At 41.6% G+C, this 24519-nt stretch carries 20 protein-coding genes and 1 tRNA gene; 12 read left to right on the top strand and 9 right to left on the bottom strand.

What is annotated here, in order from left to right; genetic code table 11:
- Window positions 1-63: 63 nt before the first annotated feature.
- Complete coding sequence (locus ATK78_RS00475; protein WP_133574108.1) at window positions 64-2442, top strand: TonB-dependent receptor domain-containing protein; 2379 nt, start codon at window positions 64-66, stop codon at window positions 2440-2442.
- Window positions 2443-2539: 97 nt separating this feature from the next.
- Here the strand turns inward: ATK78_RS00475 and ATK78_RS00470 are convergent.
- Together ATK78_RS00470 and ATK78_RS00465 are read right to left on the bottom strand one after the other, a co-directional pair.
- Window positions 2540-2626, bottom strand: a tRNA-Ser gene (locus ATK78_RS00470).
- 66 nt (window positions 2627-2692) lie between these two features.
- Window positions 2693-4771, bottom strand: a complete 2079-nt coding sequence (locus ATK78_RS00465) for an HD family phosphohydrolase (RefSeq protein ID WP_394346926.1) — start codon at window positions 4769-4771, stop codon at window positions 2693-2695.
- Window positions 4772-4917: 146 nt separating this feature from the next.
- Here ATK78_RS00465 and ATK78_RS00460 point away from each other — a divergent pair, with 146 nt between their 5' ends.
- The 7 genes from ATK78_RS00460 (at window position 4918) to ATK78_RS00430 (ending at window position 12409) form a co-directional block, all read left to right on the top strand.
- Complete coding sequence (locus tag ATK78_RS00460) at window positions 4918-5775, top strand: SPFH domain-containing protein (protein ID WP_133574107.1); 858 nt, start codon at window positions 4918-4920, stop codon at window positions 5773-5775.
- A gap of 21 nt (window positions 5776-5796) precedes the next feature.
- Window positions 5797-5970 (top strand): Arc family DNA binding domain-containing protein, encoded by a 174-nt coding sequence (locus ATK78_RS00455; RefSeq protein WP_133574106.1) that lies wholly within the window; start codon window positions 5797-5799, stop codon window positions 5968-5970.
- Window positions 5971-6007: 37 nt separating this feature from the next.
- Window positions 6008-7186 (top strand): acetyl-CoA C-acyltransferase, encoded by a 1179-nt coding sequence (locus ATK78_RS00450; protein WP_133574105.1) that lies wholly within the window; start codon window positions 6008-6010, stop codon window positions 7184-7186.
- Window positions 7187-8113: a hypothetical protein gene (locus ATK78_RS00445; RefSeq protein ID WP_133574104.1), complete on the top strand. Its 927-nt coding sequence runs from the start codon at window positions 7187-7189 to the stop codon at window positions 8111-8113.
- A 77-nt stretch (window positions 8114-8190) separates the two neighbouring features.
- The gene (locus ATK78_RS00440) at window positions 8191-9957 is read left to right on the top strand and encodes a peptide MFS transporter (protein WP_133574103.1); all 1767 of its coding nucleotides are present in this window, start codon (window positions 8191-8193) and stop codon (window positions 9955-9957) included.
- Between the two features lie 57 nt (window positions 9958-10014).
- Window positions 10015-11568, top strand: a complete 1554-nt coding sequence (locus ATK78_RS00435; protein WP_133574102.1) for a peptide MFS transporter — start codon at window positions 10015-10017, stop codon at window positions 11566-11568.
- A 100-nt stretch (window positions 11569-11668) separates the two neighbouring features.
- Window positions 11669-12409, top strand: a complete 741-nt coding sequence (locus ATK78_RS00430) for a polyprenol monophosphomannose synthase (RefSeq protein ID WP_133574101.1) — start codon at window positions 11669-11671, stop codon at window positions 12407-12409.
- 9 nt (window positions 12410-12418) lie between these two features.
- Here the strand turns inward: ATK78_RS00430 and ATK78_RS00425 are convergent, their stop codons facing one another.
- Genes ATK78_RS00425 through proS form a run of 4 tightly spaced genes read right to left on the bottom strand, consistent with a single transcriptional unit; the run spans window position 12419 to window position 16487 of the window.
- Entirely contained in the window at window positions 12419-12934 is a 516-nt protein-coding gene (locus ATK78_RS00425) for a YdeI/OmpD-associated family protein (protein WP_133574100.1), read from the bottom strand.
- A gap of 31 nt (window positions 12935-12965) precedes the next feature.
- Entirely contained in the window at window positions 12966-13823 is an 858-nt protein-coding gene (locus ATK78_RS00420) for a TIGR02757 family protein (protein ID WP_133574099.1), read from the bottom strand.
- A gap of 6 nt (window positions 13824-13829) precedes the next feature.
- Window positions 13830-14981, bottom strand: coding sequence for a cystathionine gamma-synthase (locus ATK78_RS00415; protein WP_262712149.1), 1152 nt, complete (start codon window positions 14979-14981; stop codon window positions 13830-13832).
- A gap of 33 nt (window positions 14982-15014) precedes the next feature.
- Complete coding sequence (proS, locus tag ATK78_RS00410) at window positions 15015-16487, bottom strand: proline--tRNA ligase (protein ID WP_133574097.1); 1473 nt, start codon at window positions 16485-16487, stop codon at window positions 15015-15017.
- Between the two features lie 102 nt (window positions 16488-16589).
- On the opposite strand from proS, the gene ATK78_RS00405 reads away from it, so the two are divergent.
- Both ATK78_RS00405 and ATK78_RS00400 read left to right on the top strand, forming a co-directional pair.
- Window positions 16590-17645 (top strand): hypothetical protein, encoded by a 1056-nt coding sequence (locus ATK78_RS00405; RefSeq protein WP_133574096.1) that lies wholly within the window; start codon window positions 16590-16592, stop codon window positions 17643-17645.
- Between the two features lie 14 nt (window positions 17646-17659).
- Window positions 17660-19150, top strand: a complete 1491-nt coding sequence (locus ATK78_RS00400) for an OmpP1/FadL family transporter (RefSeq protein ID WP_133574095.1) — start codon at window positions 17660-17662, stop codon at window positions 19148-19150.
- Between the two features lie 43 nt (window positions 19151-19193).
- Here ATK78_RS00400 and ATK78_RS00395 read toward each other — a convergent pair whose 3' ends face one another.
- Together ATK78_RS00395 and ATK78_RS00390 are read right to left on the bottom strand one after the other, a co-directional pair.
- The gene (locus ATK78_RS00395; protein ID WP_133574094.1) at window positions 19194-21053 is read right to left on the bottom strand and encodes a UbiD family decarboxylase; all 1860 of its coding nucleotides are present in this window, start codon (window positions 21051-21053) and stop codon (window positions 19194-19196) included.
- 345 nt (window positions 21054-21398) lie between these two features.
- Window positions 21399-21878, bottom strand: coding sequence for a Dps family protein (locus ATK78_RS00390; RefSeq protein ID WP_133574093.1), 480 nt, complete (start codon window positions 21876-21878; stop codon window positions 21399-21401).
- Window positions 21879-22069: 191 nt separating this feature from the next.
- Here ATK78_RS00390 and ATK78_RS00385 point away from each other — a divergent pair, with 191 nt between their 5' ends.
- Both ATK78_RS00385 and ATK78_RS00380 read left to right on the top strand, forming a co-directional pair.
- Entirely contained in the window at window positions 22070-23218 is a 1149-nt protein-coding gene (locus ATK78_RS00385; protein ID WP_133574092.1) for a LysM peptidoglycan-binding domain-containing protein, read from the top strand.
- The gene (locus ATK78_RS00380) at window positions 23208-23846 is read left to right on the top strand and encodes a uridine kinase family protein (protein WP_133574091.1); all 639 of its coding nucleotides are present in this window, start codon (window positions 23208-23210) and stop codon (window positions 23844-23846) included. Before ATK78_RS00385 ends, ATK78_RS00380 begins: the two co-directional genes overlap by 11 nt.
- Window positions 23847-23857: 11 nt before the next feature.
- Here ATK78_RS00380 and ATK78_RS00375 read toward each other — a convergent pair whose 3' ends face one another.
- Window positions 23858-24517 (bottom strand): 3-oxoacid CoA-transferase subunit B, encoded by a 660-nt coding sequence (locus ATK78_RS00375; protein WP_133574090.1) that lies wholly within the window; start codon window positions 24515-24517, stop codon window positions 23858-23860.
- Window positions 24518-24519: the final 2 nt, after the last annotated feature.

Below are 24519 nucleotides of genomic sequence, written 5' to 3'. Positions count from 1 at the left end.
GGCCGTGGAGCAGTTGGCATGTTTTTTCGCTGCGCAACCGCCTCTGGTCATTAACCTTGCAACATGAAAAAACACTTTTTGCTGGTGGCATTGCTATTGATCAACATCACGGCGTTTGCCCAACATATGCAACTCAGAGGTACGGTGAAAGAAGGGTCGCCGCAGCAACCCATTCCTTATGTAACGGTAACTATTAGCGATACCTCCTCGAAATTAGTGGCCGCTGCAATAACCGACGACAAGGGTGTTTTTAAGTTTGAAAAAATACCAGCTGGAAAGTTCTTGGTTAGTTTCAGTTTTACCGGTTTTCAAACCGTCAATAAAACAGTACAAATTGGCACAGATGAAGTATTAAACTTAGGTGATGTGATCATGCAGCCCGATCCACGACTGCTGAATGAGGTATCGGTAACGGCCGAACGCAAAGCAGTTAGCTTGAACCTGGACAAAAAAGTATTTGAAGTAGGTAAAGACATGCTTTCGCAGACGGGTTCGGTTACCGATCTATTGAATATTGTTCCTTCAGTAAGTGTAAGTGCCACGGGTGGTATCAGTTTGCGCGGTAACAGCAATGTGCTGGTGCTTATTGATGGCCGCCGCACCGGGCTTACGCAAAGTAATGCTTTGGAACAGCTGCCGGCCGACCAGGTAGAGCGTGTGGAGATCATTACCAATCCTTCTTCCAGGTATGATGCTGCCGGATCGGCAGGGATCATCAATATTATCCTTAAAAAGAATAAAAAAGCTGGCTTCAACGGGCAGGTTCGCCTTGTAGGCGGCATTCCGAATGATACGCGCATTAGCCCAAGCCTCAACTATAAATCCAATAAACTGAATCTTTTTTCAACTATCAGCCTTCGCTTGTCAGATTATGTTGGCCTGTATACCATGCAGCAAACTACAGGACTTCTCAGTACACCCACGTACCTAAACCGTCGGCAGGATGAGAACCGGCACGATGATAGCCGCTTATTGTATTTTGGTGCGGATTACCAGTTGGACAGCCGCAATTCCCTTACCGCAGCCTATTTACGCAATGCGACCTATGACCATGATAAGACCAGGCTGAACTATGGGTATTCCGGTAACAATGGCGACTTAGACAGCAGTCTGAACAGAACCGGCGAATCATGGGAAAACAGGAGCTACAATCAGATGGAATTTAACTATACACGTACGTTTATCCGGCCAGGAAAAAAATTTAGCGTTGACATGCAATATGATTTTTGGGACAGCGATAAGGACTGGAACCTGAATACGAGCAGGCTTTACCCTGCGGCCATTACCCTACCCATGATCAGGACGGGATCTGCAGGAATTAGCAAGGACCTGATGATACAAACAGACCTGTTACAACCACTGGATAGTAATTCAACGTTGGAGTTCGGCCTGAAAATGGAAAGTCGCCGGGTAAGCAGTGATTTTATCGCACAGCAGCAAAACGGAAGTACCTGGGACGTTATTGAGCAAATAGACAATCACCTGCTGTATAAAGAACTGATCGGCAGTGCTTACACACAGTTTGCCGGAAAGACTGGTAAATTCAGTTATCAGGCGGGTCTGCGCAGCGAATTTACGCATATTGGTATTGATGACCGCATCGGTACTTATACCAATAAAAAGAATTATAACCGCTTATTCCCAACGCTTAACCTAAGTTACGGATTTGGTACCGTCAGTACCATACAGGGAAGCTTTAGCAAAAGGATCAACCGGCCACCGCTTCACCTCATCTACCCCTTTAATGAACTAACAGATTTGACCACACGCTTTTTGGGCAACCCTGACCTGAACCCATCTTATGCCGATGTGTTTGAACTGAGTTTTCTAAAAAACTGGCCATCATTAACCTTTAATCCTTCTGTTTATTATCAGCACAACAGTGGCGAAATAGAAGAGTACACTTCACGTAATTCCGATGGCTTATTCGTTACCACACCGGTTAATATTGGCAGCGAGGTGCGGCGGGGTTTGGAACTGTCGTTATTATACAACCCGGTAAACTGGTTACAGGTAAATACCGAACTTAACGCATATAGTTTTAGCCAGCACGGATCATACCTTGCACAAAACGTTGACTTTAAAGGCCATTCGTTCACCACGCGCATAAGTGCCCAAATAAAATTGCCCAATAAACTGGGCTTCCAGGCATTGTATAACTTCAGGGGAGCTAATGGTACCGCACAGACCCGGTCGGCCGCAGTACATAATATTGACTTTGCTGCCAGCAAAAATCTATTAAAAGACAAAGCGACCCTCACGTTTGACGTGGCCAACCTGCTTGATCTGCGCAAATTTAACGATATAACGACCACTGAAAATTACCGTATTCACCAAACCAGTATGCCTAATGCTGCCCGCTATAGGCTCACGCTGGTTTATCGCGTCAATTTGAAAGATAACCAAGCCGTTAGGCAGGCTAAAAGTGGCAATAGAAATTAGTGGCTTGCTGAATAAGAAGTGAATCTGGTCGATTGACCTAAAAAACGAAAGCCTGCAATCAATGATTGCAGGCTTTCGTTTTTGACATTGCTATCAGCGGAGAGAGAGGGATTCGAACCCTCGGTACCGTTGCCAGTACGACAGTTTAGCAAACTGTTCCTTTCGGCCACTCAGGCATCTCTCCGATTCCAAAAACACAGCGTTTTTGGGATTGCAAATATAGCAATTCATCTATATTTGCAAAAAAAAATTACAAGGTTTGATGATAATCTATACGCACATGATAGATACTCATAAGCATTGTCTTGAATATCAGCTTTATAGTTTCAAGATCTTTTAACGTAATATCGCAGTTATCTAACTGGTCTTGCTCCAATTTGTAATTAATTATCCTCTCTACGAGGTCATTTATACTTTGTGCGTCTGGATTTTTCAGGCTTCTGGAGGCTGCTTCTACCGAATCTGCCAGCATCAATACCCCTGTTTCCTTAGAAAATGGAATCGGCCCCGGATAACGGAAAATGTTCTCATCTACAAATTTCTCCGGAGAATTCTTTAAAAATGACTGGTAAAAATAGTCTACACGGGTATTGCCATGATGCGTTCTAATGAAGTCGATCACACTTTCGGGCAATTGATGTCTGCGGGTAATCTCTATGCCCTTATGCACGTGCTTTATGATGATCTGGGCACTTTGTTCATAGGGTAGCTTATCATGCGGACTCTTTGCAGTATTTTGATTCTCTATAAAGTATTGTGGGTTCTCAATTTTACCAATATCATGGTACAATGCCCCTGCCCTTACCAACAATGAGTTACCGCCTATTTTAAATATGGCTGCTTCTGCAAGATTTGCCACCTGCAGCGAATGCTGAAAGGTTCCAGGGGCTTTAAACGCCAGTTCACGCAGCAGTTTATTGTTGGTATTGGTCAGCTCGATCAGTGCCACATCTGATGTAATACCAAATAACCGCTCAAAGGCATAAATTAATGGATATGCAAGTAATGAGAGCAGCACACTCACCACAAACGGCATAAAGTTTATCCATTCAATCTGGCTGATTGATCCTTCTCTCAATAAGGCTATACCAACAAATGAAATAAAATAAGCCGATAATATGAATAAAGCTGATAACAGCAATTGTTCCCTTTTGATCAAATTCCGGATGCTATAGATTGCGACCATACCCGCTGTAGTCTGATAGAATACAAACTCAAAACTATTGGGTACAAAGAACCCTGCAATAAGGATGACCAGCAAATGCAGGTATAGCGCTAAACGGGTGTCAAATAAGATCCTGATGATGATCGGCACAATGCAGAACGGAATATAGTATATACTTGGCAGGTTTAGCTTAATGGCCCAGGTTAGCGACAGCAGCATCATGGTTGTTACCAGCAGTAATAACGAAAGCTGCCGGTTGTCTGCAAAAATATCTTTACGGAATAGCTTCAGAAACACCATCAGCAAACTGACAATAAAACCTACCAGCAGGATCTGACCGAAATAAACCAGTCTGCTGTTTCCTATTGTTTTTGTTTGCGCTTCATAGATCTCTTTAAAGGACTGAAGCTTTTGATACACCTCATCATCTATCAAATTATTCTTAGATACGATCAGCTCTCCTTTTTGAACCATGCCACGTGTGGTTGAAAGACTGTTTACTGCATTTTCCTGCACCATGGCAGTCATCTTTTCATTAAATACAATATTGGACTGTAAATGATCTTCAACCAGGTTGACAATCATTTCTTTGATCTTCAGGTTTACCGACTGAAAGTTATTTTTAAAATAATCCAAGCCACTCTGTACGGTGAACACATCCTGTGTACTTACCGTTTTACTGATATTGTTATTGAGTAATGAAAAATCAAAATACGTATTGCCTTTCTGGTGCTTCGGATCTATCGCAATGATCCCTTTTTGATAGATCGCCTTTAAAAGTTTAAGTGAACTTGTTTTATACAGCAGCTTTTCATTTTCCGGGAACACATTGCCCCTCCACTTTACATCAAACTCATTTAAATAAGCTTCTTCTACATCATTGATGAGATTTAGATTGACTGAATAGATTGGCAATACATTATTCAGTGCATCTTTTTTATCAGTATCTACCTGTGGATTCGTTTTTAGAATGGCGAAACTAAATGGTGAGATCAGGTCTTTGTTTTTCCAGATCTCTCCCTTTTCAAATTCATACCTGAAACGGGGCTGCTTGGGTAAAAACACCGTTATAATCAATACAGAAAATACCATCATGATGTATTTGATGTTCGATGAATACTTTCTGTAAAGCACCCTGTGGGAATTCTTTTTAATCTTTGCCAAAGCGATATCAATTGATTTGAATCAAAAATAACATAATTATTCATCAGAATACATTCTTTTTCATGCCGTTAAGCCAATGAGGCAGAAAATAAATTTGGATTTATGAATAATACTCGCTTACTTTATGATATCAAATTAATATCATTATGTATCAGGAAAAAATTATCACTCCCCCTTCTGGGTATTTAACATTTACACTATTCCTTGCTCTTCTGGGTGGCGGAATATATGCATTGGCTGTCCGATATTTCGGAACTGGCGCTTCAATTCTGGCGGTAGACTTCTGCCTGGTTTTACCGGGACTGATCATCAACAACCCGAATGAATCTAAGGTACTTACCCTTTTTGGTAAATATGTAGGTACAGTTAAAACGGATGGTTTTTTCTGGGTTAACCCGTTAACCGTTAAAAAGAAGGTTTCTTTAAAGGCCAGAAACCTGAACGGTCACCAGATCAAAGTAAATGACAAACTGGGTAACCCGATTGAAATTGCTGCTGTAGTAGTTTGGCAGATCCAGGAAACCGCCAAAGCTATGTTTGCCGTGGAAGATTACCTTCAATATGTAACCATTCAAAGTGAGGCGGCCGTACGTCACCTTGCCAATATTTTCCCCTACGATAATTTTGAAGATGAAGAAGCGACCATCACCTTAAAGGACGGTGCTGAAAAGGTGAGTACGCTTTTAGAAGCGGAACTAAGCGAGCGGTTATCCCGCGCAGGCATCCAGGTGATCGAAGCCAGAATATCACACCTGGCCTATGCACAGGAAATTGCAAGCGCCATGCTGCAGCGCCAGCAGGCTACTGCAGTTATTGCTGCACGTAAACTGATTGTAGAAGGTGCTGTTGGAATGGTTGAAATGGCCCTTGCCAGGCTTTCTGAGAAAAATATTGTTGAACTTGACGAAGAACGTAAGGCCGCTATGGTGAGCAACCTGTTGGTGGTTCTTTGCGGCGACCGTAATGTTCAGCCTGTTGTAAATACCGGTACGTTATATAATTAACGGTACCGGAATACTAGATGTATGTCTGAAAAAGATAAAAAAGCTTTTGCACTTAGAATTAATCCTGCCCTGCTCAAAGAAATTGAGCTATGGGCAGCTGATGAATTCAGGAGTACAAACGGACAGATAGAATTTTTACTTAACGAGGCCATCAAATCAAAAAAGAAACGCCGCGTAAGTAAAGATAAACCTTAATTATATAACTTTGCTTCCAACCAAAATATAAAAAAGAATGAAAGAAGTAGTTATTGTATCAGCAGTAAGAACCCCCATTGGAAGCTTTGGAGGCTCATTATCAAGTTTTTCTGCGACACAGCTTGGCGCCATTGCCATTAAAGCAGCCGTAGAAAAAGCAGGATTAAAACCCGCTGATGTTCAGGAAGTCTACATGGGTAATGTATTGTCTGCAAACATTGGACAGGCTCCTGCCACTCAAGCCGTAAAGTATGCTGGCTTACCTGATGTTCCGTCCACAACCATCAATAAAGTCTGCGCCTCTGGTACGAAAGCAATCATGCTTGCCGCACAGAGTATTGCACTTGGAACCTATGATATTATTGTTGCCGGTGGTATGGAGAGCATGAGCAATGTTCCGTATTACCTGGACAAAGCACGTACCGGTTACCGCCTGGGTCACGGTCAGATTACAGATGGCCTGGTTAAAGATGGCCTTTGGGATGTGTATAACGATTACCACATGGGTTCTGCCGCAGAATTGTGCGCATCTGAGTGTGGTTTCAGTCGCGAAGAACAGGATGCTTTTGCCATCAGCTCATATAAAAAAGCCCAGGCTGCCCAGAATGATGGTAAATTTGACCATGAAATTGTTCCTGTTGAAGTTAAGGACCGTAAAGGCGACATTACTTTAATTACAAAAGATGAAGAGCCTTTTGCCGTAAAGTTTGATAAGATTCCTGGTTTAAAACCGGTATTTAAAAAAGATGGTACGGTTACCGCGGCCAATGCTTCTACCTTAAATGATGGAGCAGCTGCACTGGTTTTAATGAGTGCAGATAAAGCTGCTGAACTTGGCTTAAAGCCGCTGGCCAGAATTCTGGCTTATGCCGATGCACAGCAAGCCCCGGAATGGTTTACTACCGCTCCTTCCAAAGCGATCCCCCTGGCTTTAAAAAGAGCTGGCAAGAATATCAATGATGTAGATTATTTTGAAATTAATGAAGCTTTTTCCGTAGTTTCACTTGCGAATAATAAAGAGATGGGATTAAGTGAGGAAAAGGTGAATGTGAATGGCGGTGCTGTTTCTTTAGGACATCCCCTTGGTGCTTCGGGCGCAAGGATTGTGGTGACCCTCCTTTCTGTGCTTACCCAAAATAATGGAAAGATTGGTGTTGCCGGAATCTGTAACGGAGGAGGCGGCGCAAGTGCAATTGTAATCGAAAACATAAGCTAGATGTATAAAAGGATAAAACCTTTATCAATATTGATTTTATTTTTCTGTGTTGCTGCCGGCCCGCTTAAGGCGCAGCAGCGCCTTGAATTTAACAGTGGCCCTTTAATGGACAAATACCAGGACTCGCTGATTGCGATTAGTGAGTCTGCATTTAAAGCGCCCAACAATAGGGACCGTTTTGATCAAAATGCGGTATTTATTAAGATGCTGGTCAATGCATTAAAAACACCTTCTTCCTTTAGTTATCCGTTTGATTCATTGAACAGGGTGGCTATTCTGAATGCACCTGATAAATCTTTCCGGATCTTTACCTGGTATTTACCGGCCGATGATGGTGGTTACCGCTTTTTCGGCACCGTTCAAATGGCTACCAAAGATGGTAAGCTAAAGCTTTACCCCTTAATTGATCAGACCGAATTCACTACTGATGTAAATGCCGTTACCACAAATAAAAACTGGTATGGCGCAAAGTACTATGAAATTGTTCCGGTTGTACAGACCGGAAAACTACCGTATTATGTATTACTGGGCTGGAAAGGAAACAACACGAAAACCTCTAAAAAGGTGATCGACGTGATTTCTTTCGAAAATGATCAGCCTGTTTTTGGTAAAGCCGTTTTTGAAGGATTAAGAGGGGAGCCAGCTAAGAACAGGATTGTTTTTGAATACAACAAGTTAAATTCCATGACTTTGACCATGGCTAAGCAGATCAATATGATCGTTTTTGATCATTTGGCACCTTTTACACCGGATATGGCCGGGAAATTTGAATATTACGCCTCTGATCTGAGCTTTGATGCGTATAAGATTGCTGCAGGCAAATTAAAGCTGGTCGAAAATGTAGAATTAAAGAATGATCCAAACAATATGGACGAGTTTTATGCAGATCCGAAGGATAAAAAGACCAAAGCCATTAAGAAGCTTTAAATTTGTGAGTTTGCCATCATGTAGCTATCTTGCGCGGACAAACTAAACCTTTCTATAACTAACACACAAATACTAACATGAATACAAAAAGTTTGGATACAAATAACTTTTTTGAAAGTAAGGTACTCGGACATCCGGCGGGATTGTTTGTTTTATTCTTTACCGAGATGTGGGAGCGTTTTTCTTACTACGGTATGCGGGCCTTGCTGGTTCTTTTCCTAACCTCTTCTTTAATTGGGGATAACCCGGGTTGGGGATGGCCAAGGGCGCATGCACTCGCTATCTATGGTTCATATACTGGCCTGGCATACCTTACCCCTATTTTAGGTGGTTATATTGCTGACAGAATTATTGGTTACCGCTGGGCTGTAATTGTTGGTGCTTTATTGATGACCTTAGGCCACTTATCTATGGCGATAGAGGTTCACCAGTCGTTCATGTACCTTGGCTTGTGCCTTTTGGTGATCGGCAACGGTTTCTTTAAACCAAATATGACCTCTATTGTTGCACAGATGTACAAAAAACATCCTGAAAAGAAAGATGGTGCATATACAATCTTCTATATGGGTGTTAACTCTGGTGCGTTCTTAGGGATGCTGCTTTGCGGTTATATTGGTGAAAGTGCCGACTGGGGCTGGGCATGGGGCTTCGGTTTGGCCGGAATATTTATGTTCATTGGAATGCTTCAGTTCTACTTCACTCAAAACATCTTCGGTGATATTGGCTTAAAACCTGTTAAAGACGAGGTGATTGAAGTTTCTGACAACCTGGAAGAATCTACACGCAATCCGTTCAGCAAATTTGACCTGGTACTAATTGCCCTGATCTCTGTGATTGGTCTTTCCTGGATCATCAATGATCCGGTTTCAAAGATTACCAGCTTAAACCTGTTCAATTTTAAGATTGGCGGTATTGACGGCAGTAATTTCATGATCTGCATCGCCCTTGTTCTTTTCTTATTTATACTTGTAAAAAGGATCTCACAATATACGCCGGTCCTTCGTGACAAGATGATTGCCGTTATTGTACTCGCATTCATTACCATCTTCTTCTGGGCATCTTTTGAACAGGCTGGTGGTTCAATGACCATCTTTGCTAAAGATTATACCCAGCGTTTGCTTTCCGGAGATTCTAAGATCATCTTCAATGTGGTCAATACACTAATCACCGTTATTCCTTTGATCATCATCTCATATGTACTGATCAAACTATTCTCCAAAACTTTTGGCAAATACGCTTTAGGCAATATCATTCTAGCCTTCGGCTTTGTGCTGATCTGGATCATCGTGATCTATATGCTTTCGAAGCAGTACAGCGAAGTAAAATCTGAAGTACCTGCTACCTGGTTCGGTATTTTAAATTCGTTATTCATTATTAGTTTTGCCCCGCTGGTTTCCAAACTGTGGGAAAGTAAATACAATCCATCGGCAACCTATAAGAACGGCTTCGGGATGATCTTACTGGGCATCGGCTTTGCTGCTCTAGCCTACGGTTCCAGCTCAATCCCGCAAGGGGCTGCTGTTGCCTCTGTTAGTATGATCTGGCTGGTACTGGCCTACTTTTTCCATACCATGGGTGAATTGTTCATCTCTCCTGTCGGCTTATCTTATGTAAGTAAGCTGGTTCCGGGCAGAATGATCGCCATTATGTTTGGTATTTGGTATCTGGCTATCGCTATTGGTAACAAGGTTGCAGGAACAATGGGTGGAATGATCGATGAGATCACTTCTAAATACTCCATGACTACCTTCTTCCTGATCTTCACATTCATCCCTGTGGGCTTGGGTGTGATCATCATCATGCTAACCCCATTGATGAGAAAACTCATGCACGGTGTAAAATAATAAATCAAGCCTTTGGAAACCCCAAAGGCTTTTTTGTTTATATATTAATATTTTGATATGCAAGAAAACCTGACTTTAGAGCAGATCCAGAATTTTAAGGGAAAGTATCCTAAACAGCTTTGGTACCTGTTCTTTTCTGAAATGTGGGAACGCTTCTGTTTCTATGGTATGCGTGGTATGCTTACCTATTTTATGGTTACACAGCTGTTGCTGAGCGATAAAGATGCAAACCTTCAATATGGAGCTACCCAAGCCTTTGTTTATGCGTTCACCTTTATTGGGGGCTTATTTGCGGATAAGATCCTTGGTTTCAGGAAATCATTATTCTGGGGCGGCATCCTGATGATTGTTGGCAGTGGTATCTTAGCTTACGATCCGCACGAATTCTTCTTTCTGGGCATTAGCTTTACCGTGGTAGGTACTGGTTTCTTTAAACCGAATATCTCTACCATGGTTGGTAAGTTATACCGGCCTGGTGATGCCCGTCGTGATGGTGGCTTTTCTGTATTCTATGCTGGTATAAACATTGGTGCCCTATTGGGTGGTTATGCGTGTATTGCAATTGGTAAGGAATACTCCTGGCACCTGGCCTTTGGCCTTGCTGCCATTGTAATGACCATCAGTTTAGTTACCTTTATTTTTACCCAGAAAAGCCTGGGTCCGATTGGTTTGCCGCCTTCTAATGACGAAGAGATGGTAGATGTTACCCTGGCCGGAATTGATGAAAGGGTACAACCGGAACCTGCGGTGATCAAACGCAAAAGCATCAATAAAAAATGGTATGATTACGCTGTTTATGCCGGTTCTCTGGCAGTTATTCCGCTGATCATGATCATGGTTGCGAAAACGGAATACACAGACCTGTTCATGTACAGCATTGGTCCTGTTACGCTGATCTATCTTGTTTACGAAATGTCTAAATATGGATGGCCGGAGCGTAAAAAGCTGATTGCGGCGCTTGTATTTATCCTGTTCTCCATTGTTTTCTGGGGAATCTATGAGCAATGCGGGGGTTCTTTGGCTTTATTTGCAGCACAAAACCTGGACAACAAGATGTTTGGTTCTGTTGTGCTGGATCCCAATGGGGTGAATAATGCGGCTAATTCCTTGTTCGTTATTATTTTTGCGTTTATATTCAGCTTGTTATGGATTGGACTGGCTAAGAAAAAGATTGAACCCAATACGGTGATCAAGTTTGGTTTGGCATTTATCTTTTTGGCAGGTTCATTCTTTATCTTTTATGCCACCAGGTTCTTTTCTAACGGGTCAGGAATTGCATCTCTGGATGTTTTCGTGGTTGCCTACCTGGTGATGACCTTTGGAGAACTTTGTCTTTCTCCAATTGGCCTTTCTATCATGACTAAACTATCACCTGTAAAACTACAGGGTGTAATGATGGGAATGTGGTTTTTGGCAAGTGCATACGGTCAATATGTGGCCGGCAGAATTGGTGCCGGAATCGCGCAGGCCGGAGAAAATGATAGTCCGGTTCAAAAACTGATGACCTACACCGAAGGATATAAGGTTCTTGCGGTTTACTCACTAGTTGCAGGTGTTATCCTGATTGCCATTTCTCCGGTTGTGAGGAAATTAATGCAGGAAGTAAAATAAGCTTCAAACGAGCATTTTAACAATTTTTAACCCTTAGTAAGTTAAATTACTAAGGGTTTCTCGTTAAGAATCCATAATTTCGCTTACAAATTTATTTTACGTGTCAGACAGTTTAGTTATCATACCTACATACAACGAGAAAGAGAATATTGAAAAGATCATTCGAAAGGTGTTTTCTTTGAGCTATTTTTTCGAGATATTGATCATTGATGACGGATCTCCGGATGGCACGGCTGAGATCGTTAAAAAACTGCAGCAGGAATTCCCGGCATTGCATTTAGAACAGCGAACAGGCAAGATGGGTTTGGGTACGGCTTACATTCACGGTTTTAAGTGGGCCCTGGAAAGAAAACAGTACGACTATATCTTTGAGATGGATGCGGATTTTTCTCATAACCCGAATGACTTGATCCACCTTCGTGATGCCTGTGTACAAGGTGCCGACGTAGCCATAGGATCCCGGTATGTTCGGGGTGTAAATGTAGTGAACTGGCCAATGAGCAGGGTACTGATGTCTTATTTCGCATCGATGTATGTGCGTCTAATTACCAGGATTAATATTCAGGATGCTACTGCCGGCTTTAAATGTTATAAGAAGCAGGTATTGGCTACGATTCCATTAAACAAGATCAAATTTGTGGGCTATGCCTTTCAAATTGAAATGAAATTCACTGCCATCAAGTATGGTTTTAAGGTGGCTGAGGTTCCGATCATCTTTACTGACCGTACGGAAGGTACTTCTAAGATGAGTACCCGGATCTTTCGCGAAGCCTTTTTTGGCGTGATCCAGATGAAAATTTCAAGCTGGTTCAGGAATTATAGCCGGACTACCACTGTTTAACTTTCTTTATTAACTTTTGGGGGGCTCTTTTCCTTCCCGCATCATTTCGCTGAAAGTGAGGTTCCTGTCCATTGCGGATACAATTTTAACCAGCCGTTTTGTTCTTGTAGGCTCTGTTTTAGCTGAGTTGAGCCAATTGATGTACCAGTTACGGTGCGATTTAGGCAATTCCATAAAATTATCCATCAGTTCAGGTTCATCAGATAAGCAAAGTTCCAGATCTTCCGGGATCTCGATCTTAAAGTCTTTGTCTTCTTCCAGTTCGATAGTTACCACGGCCCCTTTTTCCTTTTTCAGTTGCTTGCGCAGGCTCGCTTTTAACGCAAGGATAAAATCGCCTTCGCCCATGGGTACAGTTGCCAACCCTGAAACGGGTACCTGGTCTAGCTTACCTTTTACCCGGAAGCTTTTTTTACAGTCGGCTTTGATCTCATTGGCGAGTGCTTTCGGAATGAAAAGATAGCTCCAGCCGGTCTTCTCGCCCATTTCATTGAACCGTTCTATTTCTGCTTTGAAAGTAACCATCAACTAAATATAATGATTTTAAGAATCTATATTAAAATTTTTCTTCTACACCCAGGCCGAATAAGGCAAAGTCATATTTCACAGGATCCATCGGGTCAAACTTCAGCAGTTCTGCAGTCAGTTCAATAGCCGTTAACCAGTCGGTCTGTTTTCTGGAAATTAATCCCAGTCTCCTGGCAACACGGTCTACGTGAACATCACAGGGACAGATGAGATCTGCTGGTTTAAGCGTGTTCCAGATTCCAAAGTCCACACCACACTGGTCCTGCCGAACCATCCACCTTAAAAACATATTTAACCGCTTGCAGGTTGATTTTTGCATAGGCGATGACACATGCTTGATGGTACGCCTTGGATAGTCTTCCAGAGAGAAGAAATACGACCTGAAATAATTCAGTGACCTTTCAATTTTAGGTCTTTGTACGGTCGCTTCTGTCATCAAAGTAACGGAAGCATGTTGGGTATATCCCTTTTGAAGTTCAACAGCTATGAAGTCAGCACGGGCAGCATCTTCCGGGGCAATAAAAGCAGCTTCCAAACTATCAAACTGCTGGTAATGCGACTGAAAGAAAGACACGAAATACAACAGATCGGTATCGTTAAACGTGCGGTGCTTAAAGCCGAGCAACCGTTTTAAGTCATCGGCACCGTGGTGCAGCATAAAATTATACGGGTCATTGTCCATGCGCTGAAACAGTTCATTGCATTTATTGATGATTGTTTTGCGTTGTCCCCAAGCTAAAATTGCCGCAAAGAATGCGGCAATTTCTATGTCTTGTTTTTTTGAGAACTGATGCGGGATGCAGATTGGATCATTGGCAATAAAGTTTGGCCGGTTGTATTGGTCTACTTTGAGATCTAAAAAATCCCTGAGTTCTAAAAATTCCAAAATGGGTTATTTAAGTGCTTGTTCTAAATCGGCAATCAGGTCGTCAATATCTTCAACGCCTACGCTAAGCCTAAGCAGGTTGTCAGTTACACCTACCTTTTCACGCTCTGCTTTCGGGATTGAGCCATGCGTCATGGTTGTTGGGTGATTGATCAGGGATTCTACACCGCCCAATGATTCTGCTAATGCAAAAACTTTAAAGGACGATGCCACGCGGAATGTTTCTTTTAAATCGGTATCCTTTAATGTGATTGACACCATCCCACCAAAACCCCTCATTTGCTTTTTAGCAACATCATGGTTTGGATGGTCTTCAAAACCAGGCCAGTAGATCTTATCGATCTTTGGATGGTTTTTAAGGTAATGGGCCACTTTCTCTCCATTTTCACAATGTGCTTTCATGCGCAGGTGCAGGGTTTTAATTCCACGCAGTACCAGGAATGAATCCTGTGGTCCCGGAGTAGCACCACAGGCATTGTAAATAAAAAACAGGTCTTTGTACAAGTGGTCGTCATTAACGAGCAATGCGCCCATAACCACGTCGGAGTGCCCGCCGATGTATTTGGTTACCGAGTGCATCACGATGTCAGCACCAAGGTCTATTGGATTTTGAAGGTATGGCGAGGCGAATGTATTGTCAACCGCCAAAATGATCTTGTTTGCTTTTGTTATTTTCGCGATCCCTTCAATATCTACGATCTGCATGGTTGGATTGGTTGGTGTTTCAATCCAAACCAGCTTCGTTCTATCTGTTAAGTAAGGCAGGATATTTTCTGGTTTGGAAAGGTCCAGGAAATGAAATTTGATGCCGTACTTCTCATATACCTTAGTAAATATCCGGTAGGAACCGCCATAAAGATCGTTACCGGTGATGACTTCATCGCCAGGCTTTAACAGTTTTAAAACGGTATCTGTTGCGCCCATACCACTTGAAAATGCCAGTCCGTACTTTGCATTTTCCAACGCAGCCAAACAATCTTCCAGCACCTTGCGCGTTGGGTTTGTTCCTCTTGAATATTCATAACCCTGGTGTTCTCCCGGCGATTTCTGCCAGTAGGTAGAGGTTTGATATATTGGGGTCATTACTGCTCCCGTTGTTGGGTCAGGCTCTTGTCCGGCATGGATGGCCTTGGTTGCAAACTTCATATTTTCTATCATTTTATAATGATCAGGTATAACAGATCGGATTAATTAGTACGCACGTGCAAACAATACACGCTGTGTAGATGGCTTACCGGAGTAGATACAGACTCCTTCTTCCAGTTCATTATCTAATGGAACGCAGCGAATGGTTGCTTTAGTCTCTTCCTTGATCTTTTGTTCTGTTTCTGGTGATCCATCCCAGTGTGCTGAGATAAATCCTGCCTTACCATCCAGCAATTCCTTAAACTCATCATAAGAATCTGCTTTGGTAATGTGGCCGGCTCTATATTCAAACGCTTTGTTATAGATATTTTCCTGGATCTCTTCCAATAACTGAGGGATATAGATTTCCAGTCCATCCTGAACCACTGTATTTTTCTCGCGTGTATCTCTTCTGGCCAGTTCAACAGTTCCATTTTCCATGTCCCTGCCACCGATAGCCAGACGAATTGGCACTCCTTTTAGTTCGTATTCTGCGAATTTAAATCCCGGGCGCTGTGTATCGCGATCGTCATATTTAACAGAGATGCCCTGGCGTTTCAATTTAGACATCAGTTCGTTCACGAATTCTGAGATCTTCTTAAGCTCTTCATCGCTTTTATAGATTGGAACGATTACCACCTGGATCGGTGCCAGTTTTGGTGGAAGTACCAGTCCGGCATCGTCACTATGTGCCATGATCAATGCACCGATTAAACGGGTTGAAACCCCCCATGAACTCGCCCAAACGTGATCAATTTTTCCTTCTTTATTGGTGAATTTCACATCAAATGCCTTTGCGAAATTCTGTCCAAGAAAATGTGATGTTCCTGCCTGAAGTGCTTTTCCATCCTGCATTAACGCTTCGATGCAATAGGTATCCAATGCACCTGCAAAACGCTCGTTAGGTGTTTTAACACCTTTTACTACCGGGAGTGCCATCCAGTTTTCTGCAAAATCTGCATAGACATCCAGCATCCTCGTTGTTTCTTCAATGGCCTCTTCTGCAGTTGAATGTGCTGTATGTCCTTCCTGCCACAAAAATTCTGTAGTACGTAAGAACAGTCGCGTCCGCATTTCCCAGCGCACAACATTTGCCCATTGATTGATCAGTAAAGGAAGATCGCGGTATGACTGGATCCAGCCTCTAAAGGTATTCCATATGATGGTTTCTGATGTTGGTCTGACGATCAGTTCTTCTTCCAGTTTGGCAGTTTCATCGACAATGATGTTGCCATTTCCGTCATTTTTAAGACGGTAATGTGTCACAACAGCACATTCTGTGGCAAATCCCTCCACGTGTGAGGCTTCCTTAGAAAAAAATGACTTTGGAATGAATAACGGGAAATAAGCATTACTGTGGCCTGTATCTTTAAATTTTTGGTCTAAAACTGCCTGCATTTTCTCCCAAATGGAATATCCATAGGGTTTTATGACCATACAACCCTTAACGGATGAGTGTTCTGCCAGGTCAGCCTTTATAACAATATCGTTATACCACTGGGAATAATCTTCATTTTTACTTGTAATGCCTTTGCTCATAACTATTTGGAACGTTTTTTGTTTAATTTCGCTTGTATTGTAAGGTACAAATTTATAAATTTATACCTACAAAAAAATTGCAACACACAAAACAACACATATATGAAAACTAACCATTTATTCACCAGTGTGCTCGCCTTAGCAACAATTGTTGTTACGTCGTGCTCTGCGCCCCGGGTAGCGCAGCAAAATGTAGGCGACGATGACGTTTACAATTCAAATGCACAAGCAAAAGTTTACACCCCTGCTCCCGCTCGTAATTCAAATGTCATTACGGATGTGAGCCAGCTTTCGAAGAGCCAAATTGAGGAGCTGAAACGTCAGGACCTACTGGCGCAACGGGAGGAAGCCAAAGCTAAATACGAAAATGAAAATTACGAAGAGAGTTATTATGGAACAAGTGATCCATATTATGACATGGACTACTCTTCAAGAATCAATAGATTTTATTATTCAAGTTCATGGAGAGGTTATTACGATCCATATTTCTATAACAACTGGTATTCACCATTTTCTGTAGGTATTGGCTTTAGCCCTTACTATGGTGGTGGATGGAACTCTTCATTTAACATGGGATGGGGATATCTTAATTCTCCTTATTGGGGCGTGAACAACTGGGGATGGAACAATTGGGGATGGAATAACTACTACGGCGGCGGTTTCTATAATAACTATTACGGTGGTGGTTATTATGGCGGTATCGGTTATGGTGGTGGTGGTATTTACGGTGGTGGTTATTATACCGGCAGAACAACCAGTACTCCAAATCCAAGACCTTATGTGGGTAGAGATAATGGCGTAGGTTCTAACCGTACACCAAGACCTTCCGGAACACGTTCTGATGTAAATGGTAACCCAATCTCTGGATTGGCAGACCGTGCGGACCGTTATAACGGGTCTGTTAATAATGGCAGGCCAGCACGTGGTACTTCAAATACCCAGGATGGAAGAACCCAAACTCAGAGCAGACCAGTGCGGACTACTGAGAATAATTCTCCAACCAGAGCAACTGAAAGACCAACGTATACTCCACCAACAAGAACAAGTGAAAGACCAACATATACTCCGCCAACAAGAACTGAAAGCAGTGGTTCTTCTTCAAGCGGCAGCAGCAGTGGTGGTGGCGGTGCCAGACCAACCAGAGGAGGAAGAGGTTAATCCAAAGTAGAATTATGAAAAAAATTATTTTATCCTTAGTGGCTATAGTAGCCGCTACAGGAACGATATATGCCCAAAGTTACGCACCCGATGCTTTAAAGTTCTCACAGTCTAATTTTGGAAGTACCTCCCGGTTTAAAGGGATGGCAGGTGCTCAAATTGGAGTTGGTGGTGATATGAGTTCCCTGGGCGCAAATCCTGCCGGTCTTGGTTTATTCACCAAATCTGAATTTAGCCTAACGCCTGAATTTAACGGTATGAAAGGTGATGCACTTTATTTAGGAAGCAGTACCAAATCATCAAAAAACCAATTAAACCTGAATAATATGGGTATTGTGTTTTATAGCCCTGCATTAAAACCTAAAGGAGAAGATACCGGAAAAGGACTGATCAGTACTGTATTTGGAATTGGTTATCAGCGAAACAATGACTTTAGTGCTAATTTTAATTATGGTGGTACAAATACAGTAAACACTATTGGTGATTATTTTAGCGATGTTGCAAATAATGTTGGTCTTAATCCGAACGAGCTTCAAAGAGGTACGGTACAAGAGAAAGCCTATCAGGATTTCATTATCAATCATGATGACCTCGGTTACTATTCTGTAATCCTCCCGAATAATCTTCAGCAAAAAAGCGAGGTAAGAAAGGGTTCTACTTCTGAACTTACTGCTGCTTTAGGCCTTAATATTTCCAATCAATTTTATATTGGTGCAAGTGTAGGCCTTGTTAACATTCGTTATAGCAACGATAGTGAATTTACTGAAGCTGGATTTAATAGTGAAGCTAACTCAGATTTTAACCTGTCACTTAGACAATACCAGGAATCAACAGGCTCTGGTGTTAACGGAAGATTGGGCGTGATTTTCAGACCTGTAAGTAATTTCAGAGTTGGAGCTACTTTTCAAACTCCTTCCTGGTTATTTATTGAAGACAATACCTCTATTGCCTTAAACTCTAAGATCCTGACCGGACCTCTTGCTTTTAATTACACCAATGATCCTGATAATTATAGCTTTAGCTACAGATTGCGTACGCCTTCTAAAAGCTCTTTAGGTGCAAGTTATGTATTTAGCGGACGGGCATTGGTCTCTGCAGACGTAGATTATGTGGATTATGCTTCTATTAAATTTTCAAGCGACCCAAGTTATAATGACTCACAACGGATTAGGGCAGAAAACGCTACTGTACGTGATTTTTATAAAAGTGCTGTAAACTACAGAGCAGGTATTGAATTTAAAGTAACTAACGAATTTAGTTTAAGAGGTGGTTATGGCGTTAATGGCAGTGCAATTAAAGGTGACGACGATGGTTACTTTGCTACCGACATTTACACAGGAGGATTGGGATACCGCTTTAAAAACTATTATTTTGATGCGGCTTACCAACGTTTGGAAACAAACAACGAATTGGCCCCTTATGAATTAAATGACTATTCAGAACCTGTTGCATCGATTAAAACTACACGCGACAATGTGTTCTTAACCTTTGGAATCAGATTCTAATTCAATTATAATTAATTATTTTTTTAAGAAGGGCTGTGTTTTACTACACAGCCTTTTTTAGTATCTGGTTTACCCGTTTTTCTACTTCTTCATCCCCGATCAATTCAGGGGCATGATGCGGCTTTTTACGGGCGTCAATTATTAGCGACCCTTTACATCCCCAATGCTTATTGATCACAAATGCATTGATCCCATGAATGTCACTTGCCGGATTACTCCTCGTAAAGGTTACCCACACCAGGTTATTGATGTTCTTTGCGGTAAATTCTGAATCATCACAAATTACAATTAATGGCAACCCGTTAAGATCCTCATCGTTTAATGCCGTATTTAATATTGCGATTTCTTTTTCTGCAGTTTGCTGATCCACATATCGTGCGCCCTGAAGAACCAATACTCCTGGTATCGCGATTAACGGGCTTTTAAATGAATCCGTAAACGCAACATTCGAAAGCGTTGAGAACGTTGAGAACGTTGAGAGCGTTGAGAGCGCTGAGAGCGTAGTTGTTAACGTTCTCTTCTCTGGCCCAGCAGCTGCAAATACAACTTTGGAACCGCTGTTTAATCCTTCGCCACTATAATCCAGCGTATCTATTGTGGTATTGGTATGAAAATGAATGTCCCGGCTCAGATCAATCCGCTTAAGGATATGCTGAATAAAAGCGGAAAGATCATGTGTAGTTAATTTTTCATCATCTTCTCTCGCGGCTATAAAAAGGTATTTAGCAAGGCTTAGCTGGTTTTTACCGAGAATGTGATTGGAGATGGTCAGAATTTCCTGTGGTCTCCGTTCATTTAAAAATGGTGTGTAGCGCTCACTTCCTATTGCAAATAATAAGGGATGTACGCCTGCTGCATCTACCGCATTGACTTCTTTAAGTCCGTGTATTTCTTTGGGCAGGGCCGATCCGGTAATTTCATGGATCAGTGCACCAAAGCTTGTATCTTCCTGCGGTGGCCTTCCAACTACCGTAAACGACCATATGGCATCATTCCGATGATATACATTATGTACCTTCATCAATGGGAAAGGATGTGTAAGACTGTAATAGCCCAGGTGATCACCGAATGGACCTTCCGGCTTGTTCTCGTGCGGATATACGGTTCCTGTGATTACAAAATCTGCATCTGCAGAGATGCAGAATCCTTCTTCATCGTAAAAATACCTGAACCTTCTGTTTCCCAATGCACCTGCAAATGTCATTTCAGACAATCCTTCCGGCAAGGGCATAACTGCTGCCAGAGGATGCGCTGGTGGTCCGCCGACAAAGATGCTTACTTTTAACGGCTCGCCCTTTGCATTGGCTTTGGATTGATGTACCCCTATTCCACGGTGGATCTGGTAATGTAATCCAATCTCCTTATTTTGTTCATAGTCATTACCGGCCAGCTGGATCCGGTACATACCTAAATTTGCATTAAGAATGCCAGGCTTATCAATATCTTCTGTATATACCTGCGGCATGGTAATGAATGGTCCGCCATCCATAGGCCAGTTTACGATTTGAGGCAGTTCACTGATCGTGGTTTTACTAAATGCTGATTTAAAAAGGTTCTGCTTTAAGGGTAAAGCAGTTAATGCCGTTAAGGCTACTCCCGGGAGTTTTAACGGATTTTTTAATGCTTTAACAGGGTCTGAACGCAGGTTTACCAATTGCTCCACTTTAGGCAAGCTATCTCTAAACATAAACCTGGACCTTTCTAAGGTTCCAAAAAGATTAGATACCGCAGGAAACTTACTACCCTTAATTTTCTCAAAGTACAATGCTGGCCCCTTTTCTTCATATACCCGAAGATGTATGGCTGCCATTTCAAGGTAAGGGTCAACCTCTTCTTTGATCCGGAGTAAGTGCCCATGCTTTTCAAGATCGGCAACACATTCTGCTAAACTTTTATATCCCATTATGTGTCAAAGATATTATTTTTCCACGTTATTGCGGATTGATTCCGCAATCTTGACAGACCAGCTTCCTCTGTATTTTCATGTCATATAGATGATATGATCAGCGAATACCAGGAAAAACAGTTCACTCGTGATTGGGTTAGCTACCAACAAGTGCCAACATCAATATTTCACTTATAGCAAAGGCGAAAACTACATCGTCCAGGTTAGCAAACTACTGACAACACAGCTAACAACCAAATATGGCCAAAGCCAACAACTACCTTTTGTTAATTCTTTAAACAACAACGGCCCTGAATTGATTCAGGGCCGTTATAAGCATTCGGATTAGATCTGAAATATGAATTATTTCTTGCCTGCAAATGAACGTAACATCCAGGTTGTTTTTTCTTTGAACTGCATAAAGCGGTTTACCATATCATTTGAACCATCATCACCTGCCTTTTCGGTAGCTTCAAGTAAATCACGTTCAATCTGGATCAGTTTAGACATATCATCTAAAATGGCATCTACCATATCCAGATCTTTTAGTCCAATGGTTTCAATTTCTTTTATTCCCGATTCTGCAATATAATCTGCAAAACGGCTGTGTGGTGGCTTACCCAATGTAAGTACACGCTCTGCAATCTCATCAATGGTTAATTGTGCATTGGTATATAGCTCTTCAAATTTAACATGCAGTGTGAAAAAGTTTTGGCCTTTTATGTTCCAGTGGCACCCTCTTAGCTTTTGATAATGAATGTGGTAGTTTGCCAAATATTCATTCAGCATGTCTACTACGGGTTTTACTTCTTTTTCAATTAAACTGATTTCTTTTGCGTCCATGATATTATTTATTTATTTTGTCGTTTTTTACGGAGTGGAGTAATATAAATATTAAAAACAATAAGAACCTAAAATGGTTTCAAAAATGTTCTTAACGATACAATAGTAAGCGTTAATGAGCGTTTATACTATCGGTTCCGGGGTTATTTATATTTTCGTATAATTGCTAACTTATTTTATTTTGAACATTAATGTATAAACTATATATAGTCTCTGTTTTTACTGCAATCTTAAGTATTACAGCAGCAAGTGCCCATACCAGAGATTCTATTGGTGTAGAGAATAATGGAGGCAAAAAATTGGTTATCCATAAGGTTATTGCCAAAGACACCTATTATTCTATTGCGAGAAAATATAATGTGACGCCCAAAGATGTCATGGCCTTTAATGACAATAAATACCTTCAGATTGGTGTAATCGTTAAAGTTCCTACACAAGTACCCTTTGCGGCCCCACCGTCAGTAGCCACATCGTCTACGGCTAATACAGATGCAAGTACTACCGCTTCAAACCTGATTGAACACTCCGTTCAGAAAAAGGAAAACTTAAATATGCTGGCCGAAAAATACGGCACTACTGTTAACGAGATCAAACGGTTAAACAATCTGAACTCTATTAATTTACAGATTGGTCAGATACTGAAGATCCCGGTTAAAAATGCAACTCAGGAGGTTGGTGATGTACCTGTTAATAATCCCGTAGCCCAAACCAATGTTACTGAACCTGTTAAAACTACAGTAATTGAGAAATCTCCAAAAGCCGTTGATAAGAAAGAACCTTTAAAACCTGCTGTTACTGAAGAATTCATTGTACATACAGTAGCCTCTAATGAAACCATGTACTCTATTGCCAGCAGGTATAAGATTACCATGGATCAGCTTAAAGCGAAAAACAACCTTACAGATAATAATTTAAATGTTGGACAAAAACTGCTCATCAAAGGAGAATATCCTGCCAAACCAGCTTATATACCACCATTATCTACAAATACAGATACTTCAAGTACGTTAAAAGACCCTTCCTTAAGATATCCGCCAAGCCGTTACGGTTTAAACCAGGTTGATGAAAAAGGAACTGCCATATGGATCTCTGATCCGGATCTTGACCCTTCTAAAATGCTGGTCCTTCACCGTTCTGCCCCAATTGGAACAGTTATGAAAATTACCAACCCCATGAGTAACCGCTCTACCTTTGCAAAGGTTGTTGGTAAATTTACAGAGAATGAATCCACAAAAGATGTTATTATTGTAATGACTAAAGCTGTTGCCGATGCACTTGGTGCTTTAGACAAAAGATTTTATTGCAATTTAACGTACGGTGGTCAGGATAATGAACAATAATAACAAACCTTTTATTCTTGGTATTGCTGGTGGCAGTGGCTCTGGTAAAACCTTCTTTTTAAACTCCTTTTTGCATCATTTTAAAAATGATGAAGTTACGCTGGTATCACAGGATGACTATTATATTCATGCTGGTGAAATGAGCCAGGAAGAAAACAAACTATATAATTTCGACCTTCCTTCTACCATTGATGACCAGCAATTTCTGCATGACATTAAAAAGCTGATTAAGGGCGAGGTGGTTTACAAAAAGGAATACAATTTCAATAATCCGCTGGCCATTGTTAAGATCTTAGAGATTAATCCCGCACCCATAATTATTGTTGAAGGCCTCTTTATCCTGCATTTTAAAGAGATTGCTGCATTGCTTGATCTCCGCATTTTTGTGGAAGCGGAAGAATCTGTTGCGTTACAGCGACGCATTAAACGAGATGGCATGGAGCGTGGATATCCTGAAGAGGATGTGTTGTATAAATGGCACAACCATGTGGTTCCGGCATACAAAGAATTCTTATTACCGTATAAAGGCGATTGCGATAAGATCGTCATCAATAATATGGATATACCTGATGACATTATCCGTATTACTGATGAGATCTCTTTGGAGCTGAAAGCCCGCCTAGCCTAAGCTCTTAAAAATTAATCAAGAATCATTTCGGGTACATCATCTGCCACGACCAGCTTACCTGAGGTGGCTTGTTTGATGTAGTCTACGCTTACTCCGGGTGCTCTTTCCAGCAGCTTAAATCCGCCTTCTGGCAGGATATCCAGAACGGCTAGTTCCGTAACTACTTTTTTAATACAATTTACACCAGTAAGCGGCAATGAGCATTGAGTAAGCAGCTTGCTCTCTCCTGCCTTATTTACATGCTGCATCGCTACAATGATATTTTTAGCGGATGCCACCAGGTCCATTGCTCCTCCCATTCCTTTAACCATTTTGCCTGGTATCTTCCAGTTGGCGATATCTCCGTTTTCTGATACTTCCATTGCCCCCAGGATGGTCAGGTCAATTTTCTGACTCCGGATCATTCCGAAACTCATGGCAGAATCAAATATAGAAGATCCGGCCAGGGTAGTGATCGTTTGTTTACCTGCATTGATCAGGTCTGCATCTTCTTCTCCTTCAAATGGAAATGGACCCATTCCAAGCAAGCCATTTTCAGACTGCAGTACTACATTGATCCCTTCCGGTATGTAGTTGGCAACAAGTGTAGGGATCCCGATCCCTAAATTGACATAATATCCATCTCTTATTTCTTTTGCGATGCGTTTCGCAATTCCATTTTTATCCAGCATAG

The sequence above is a fragment of the Pedobacter metabolipauper genome (assembly GCF_004362715.1).
GTDB classification, from domain to species: Bacteria; Bacteroidota; Bacteroidia; order Sphingobacteriales; family Sphingobacteriaceae; genus Pedobacter; species Pedobacter metabolipauper.
Note: the sequence above shows the minus strand (reverse complement) of the source record. Positions and strands in the feature narration are given on the sequence as shown.

Bases quoted from the DNA above. Each gene is read 5' to 3' on its own strand.
- ATK78_RS00475 (WP_133574108.1), top strand. From the start codon at position 64: ATGAAAAAACACTTTTTGCTGGTGGCATTGCTATTGATCAACATCACG.
- ATK78_RS00460 (WP_133574107.1), top strand. From the start codon at position 4,918: ATGTATCAGGAAAAAATTATCACTCCCCCTTCTGGGTATTTAACATTT.
- ATK78_RS00455 (WP_133574106.1), top strand. From the start codon at position 5,797: ATGTCTGAAAAAGATAAAAAAGCTTTTGCACTTAGAATTAATCCTGCC.
- ATK78_RS00450 (WP_133574105.1), top strand. From the start codon at position 6,008: ATGAAAGAAGTAGTTATTGTATCAGCAGTAAGAACCCCCATTGGAAGC.
- ATK78_RS00445 (WP_133574104.1), top strand. From the start codon at position 7,187: ATGTATAAAAGGATAAAACCTTTATCAATATTGATTTTATTTTTCTGT.
- ATK78_RS00440 (WP_133574103.1), top strand. From the start codon at position 8,191: ATGAATACAAAAAGTTTGGATACAAATAACTTTTTTGAAAGTAAGGTA.
- ATK78_RS00435 (WP_133574102.1), top strand. From the start codon at position 10,015: ATGCAAGAAAACCTGACTTTAGAGCAGATCCAGAATTTTAAGGGAAAG.
- ATK78_RS00425 (WP_133574100.1), bottom strand. From the start codon at position 12,934: ATGGTTACTTTCAAAGCAGAAATAGAACGGTTCAATGAAATGGGCGAG.
- ATK78_RS00415 (WP_262712149.1), bottom strand. From the start codon at position 14,981: ATGATAGAAAATATGAAGTTTGCAACCAAGGCCATCCATGCCGGACAA.
- proS (WP_133574097.1), bottom strand. From the start codon at position 16,487: ATGAGCAAAGGCATTACAAGTAAAAATGAAGATTATTCCCAGTGGTAT.
- ATK78_RS00405 (WP_133574096.1), top strand. From the start codon at position 16,590: ATGAAAACTAACCATTTATTCACCAGTGTGCTCGCCTTAGCAACAATT.
- ATK78_RS00400 (WP_133574095.1), top strand. From the start codon at position 17,660: ATGAAAAAAATTATTTTATCCTTAGTGGCTATAGTAGCCGCTACAGGA.
- ATK78_RS00395 (WP_133574094.1), bottom strand. From the start codon at position 21,053: ATGGGATATAAAAGTTTAGCAGAATGTGTTGCCGATCTTGAAAAGCAT.
- ATK78_RS00390 (WP_133574093.1), bottom strand. From the start codon at position 21,878: ATGGACGCAAAAGAAATCAGTTTAATTGAAAAAGAAGTAAAACCCGTA.
- ATK78_RS00385 (WP_133574092.1), top strand. From the start codon at position 22,070: ATGTATAAACTATATATAGTCTCTGTTTTTACTGCAATCTTAAGTATT.
- ATK78_RS00380 (WP_133574091.1), top strand. From the start codon at position 23,208: ATGAACAATAATAACAAACCTTTTATTCTTGGTATTGCTGGTGGCAGT.
- ATK78_RS00375 (WP_133574090.1), bottom strand. From the start codon at position 24,517: ATGCTGGATAAAAATGGAATTGCGAAACGCATCGCAAAAGAAATAAGA.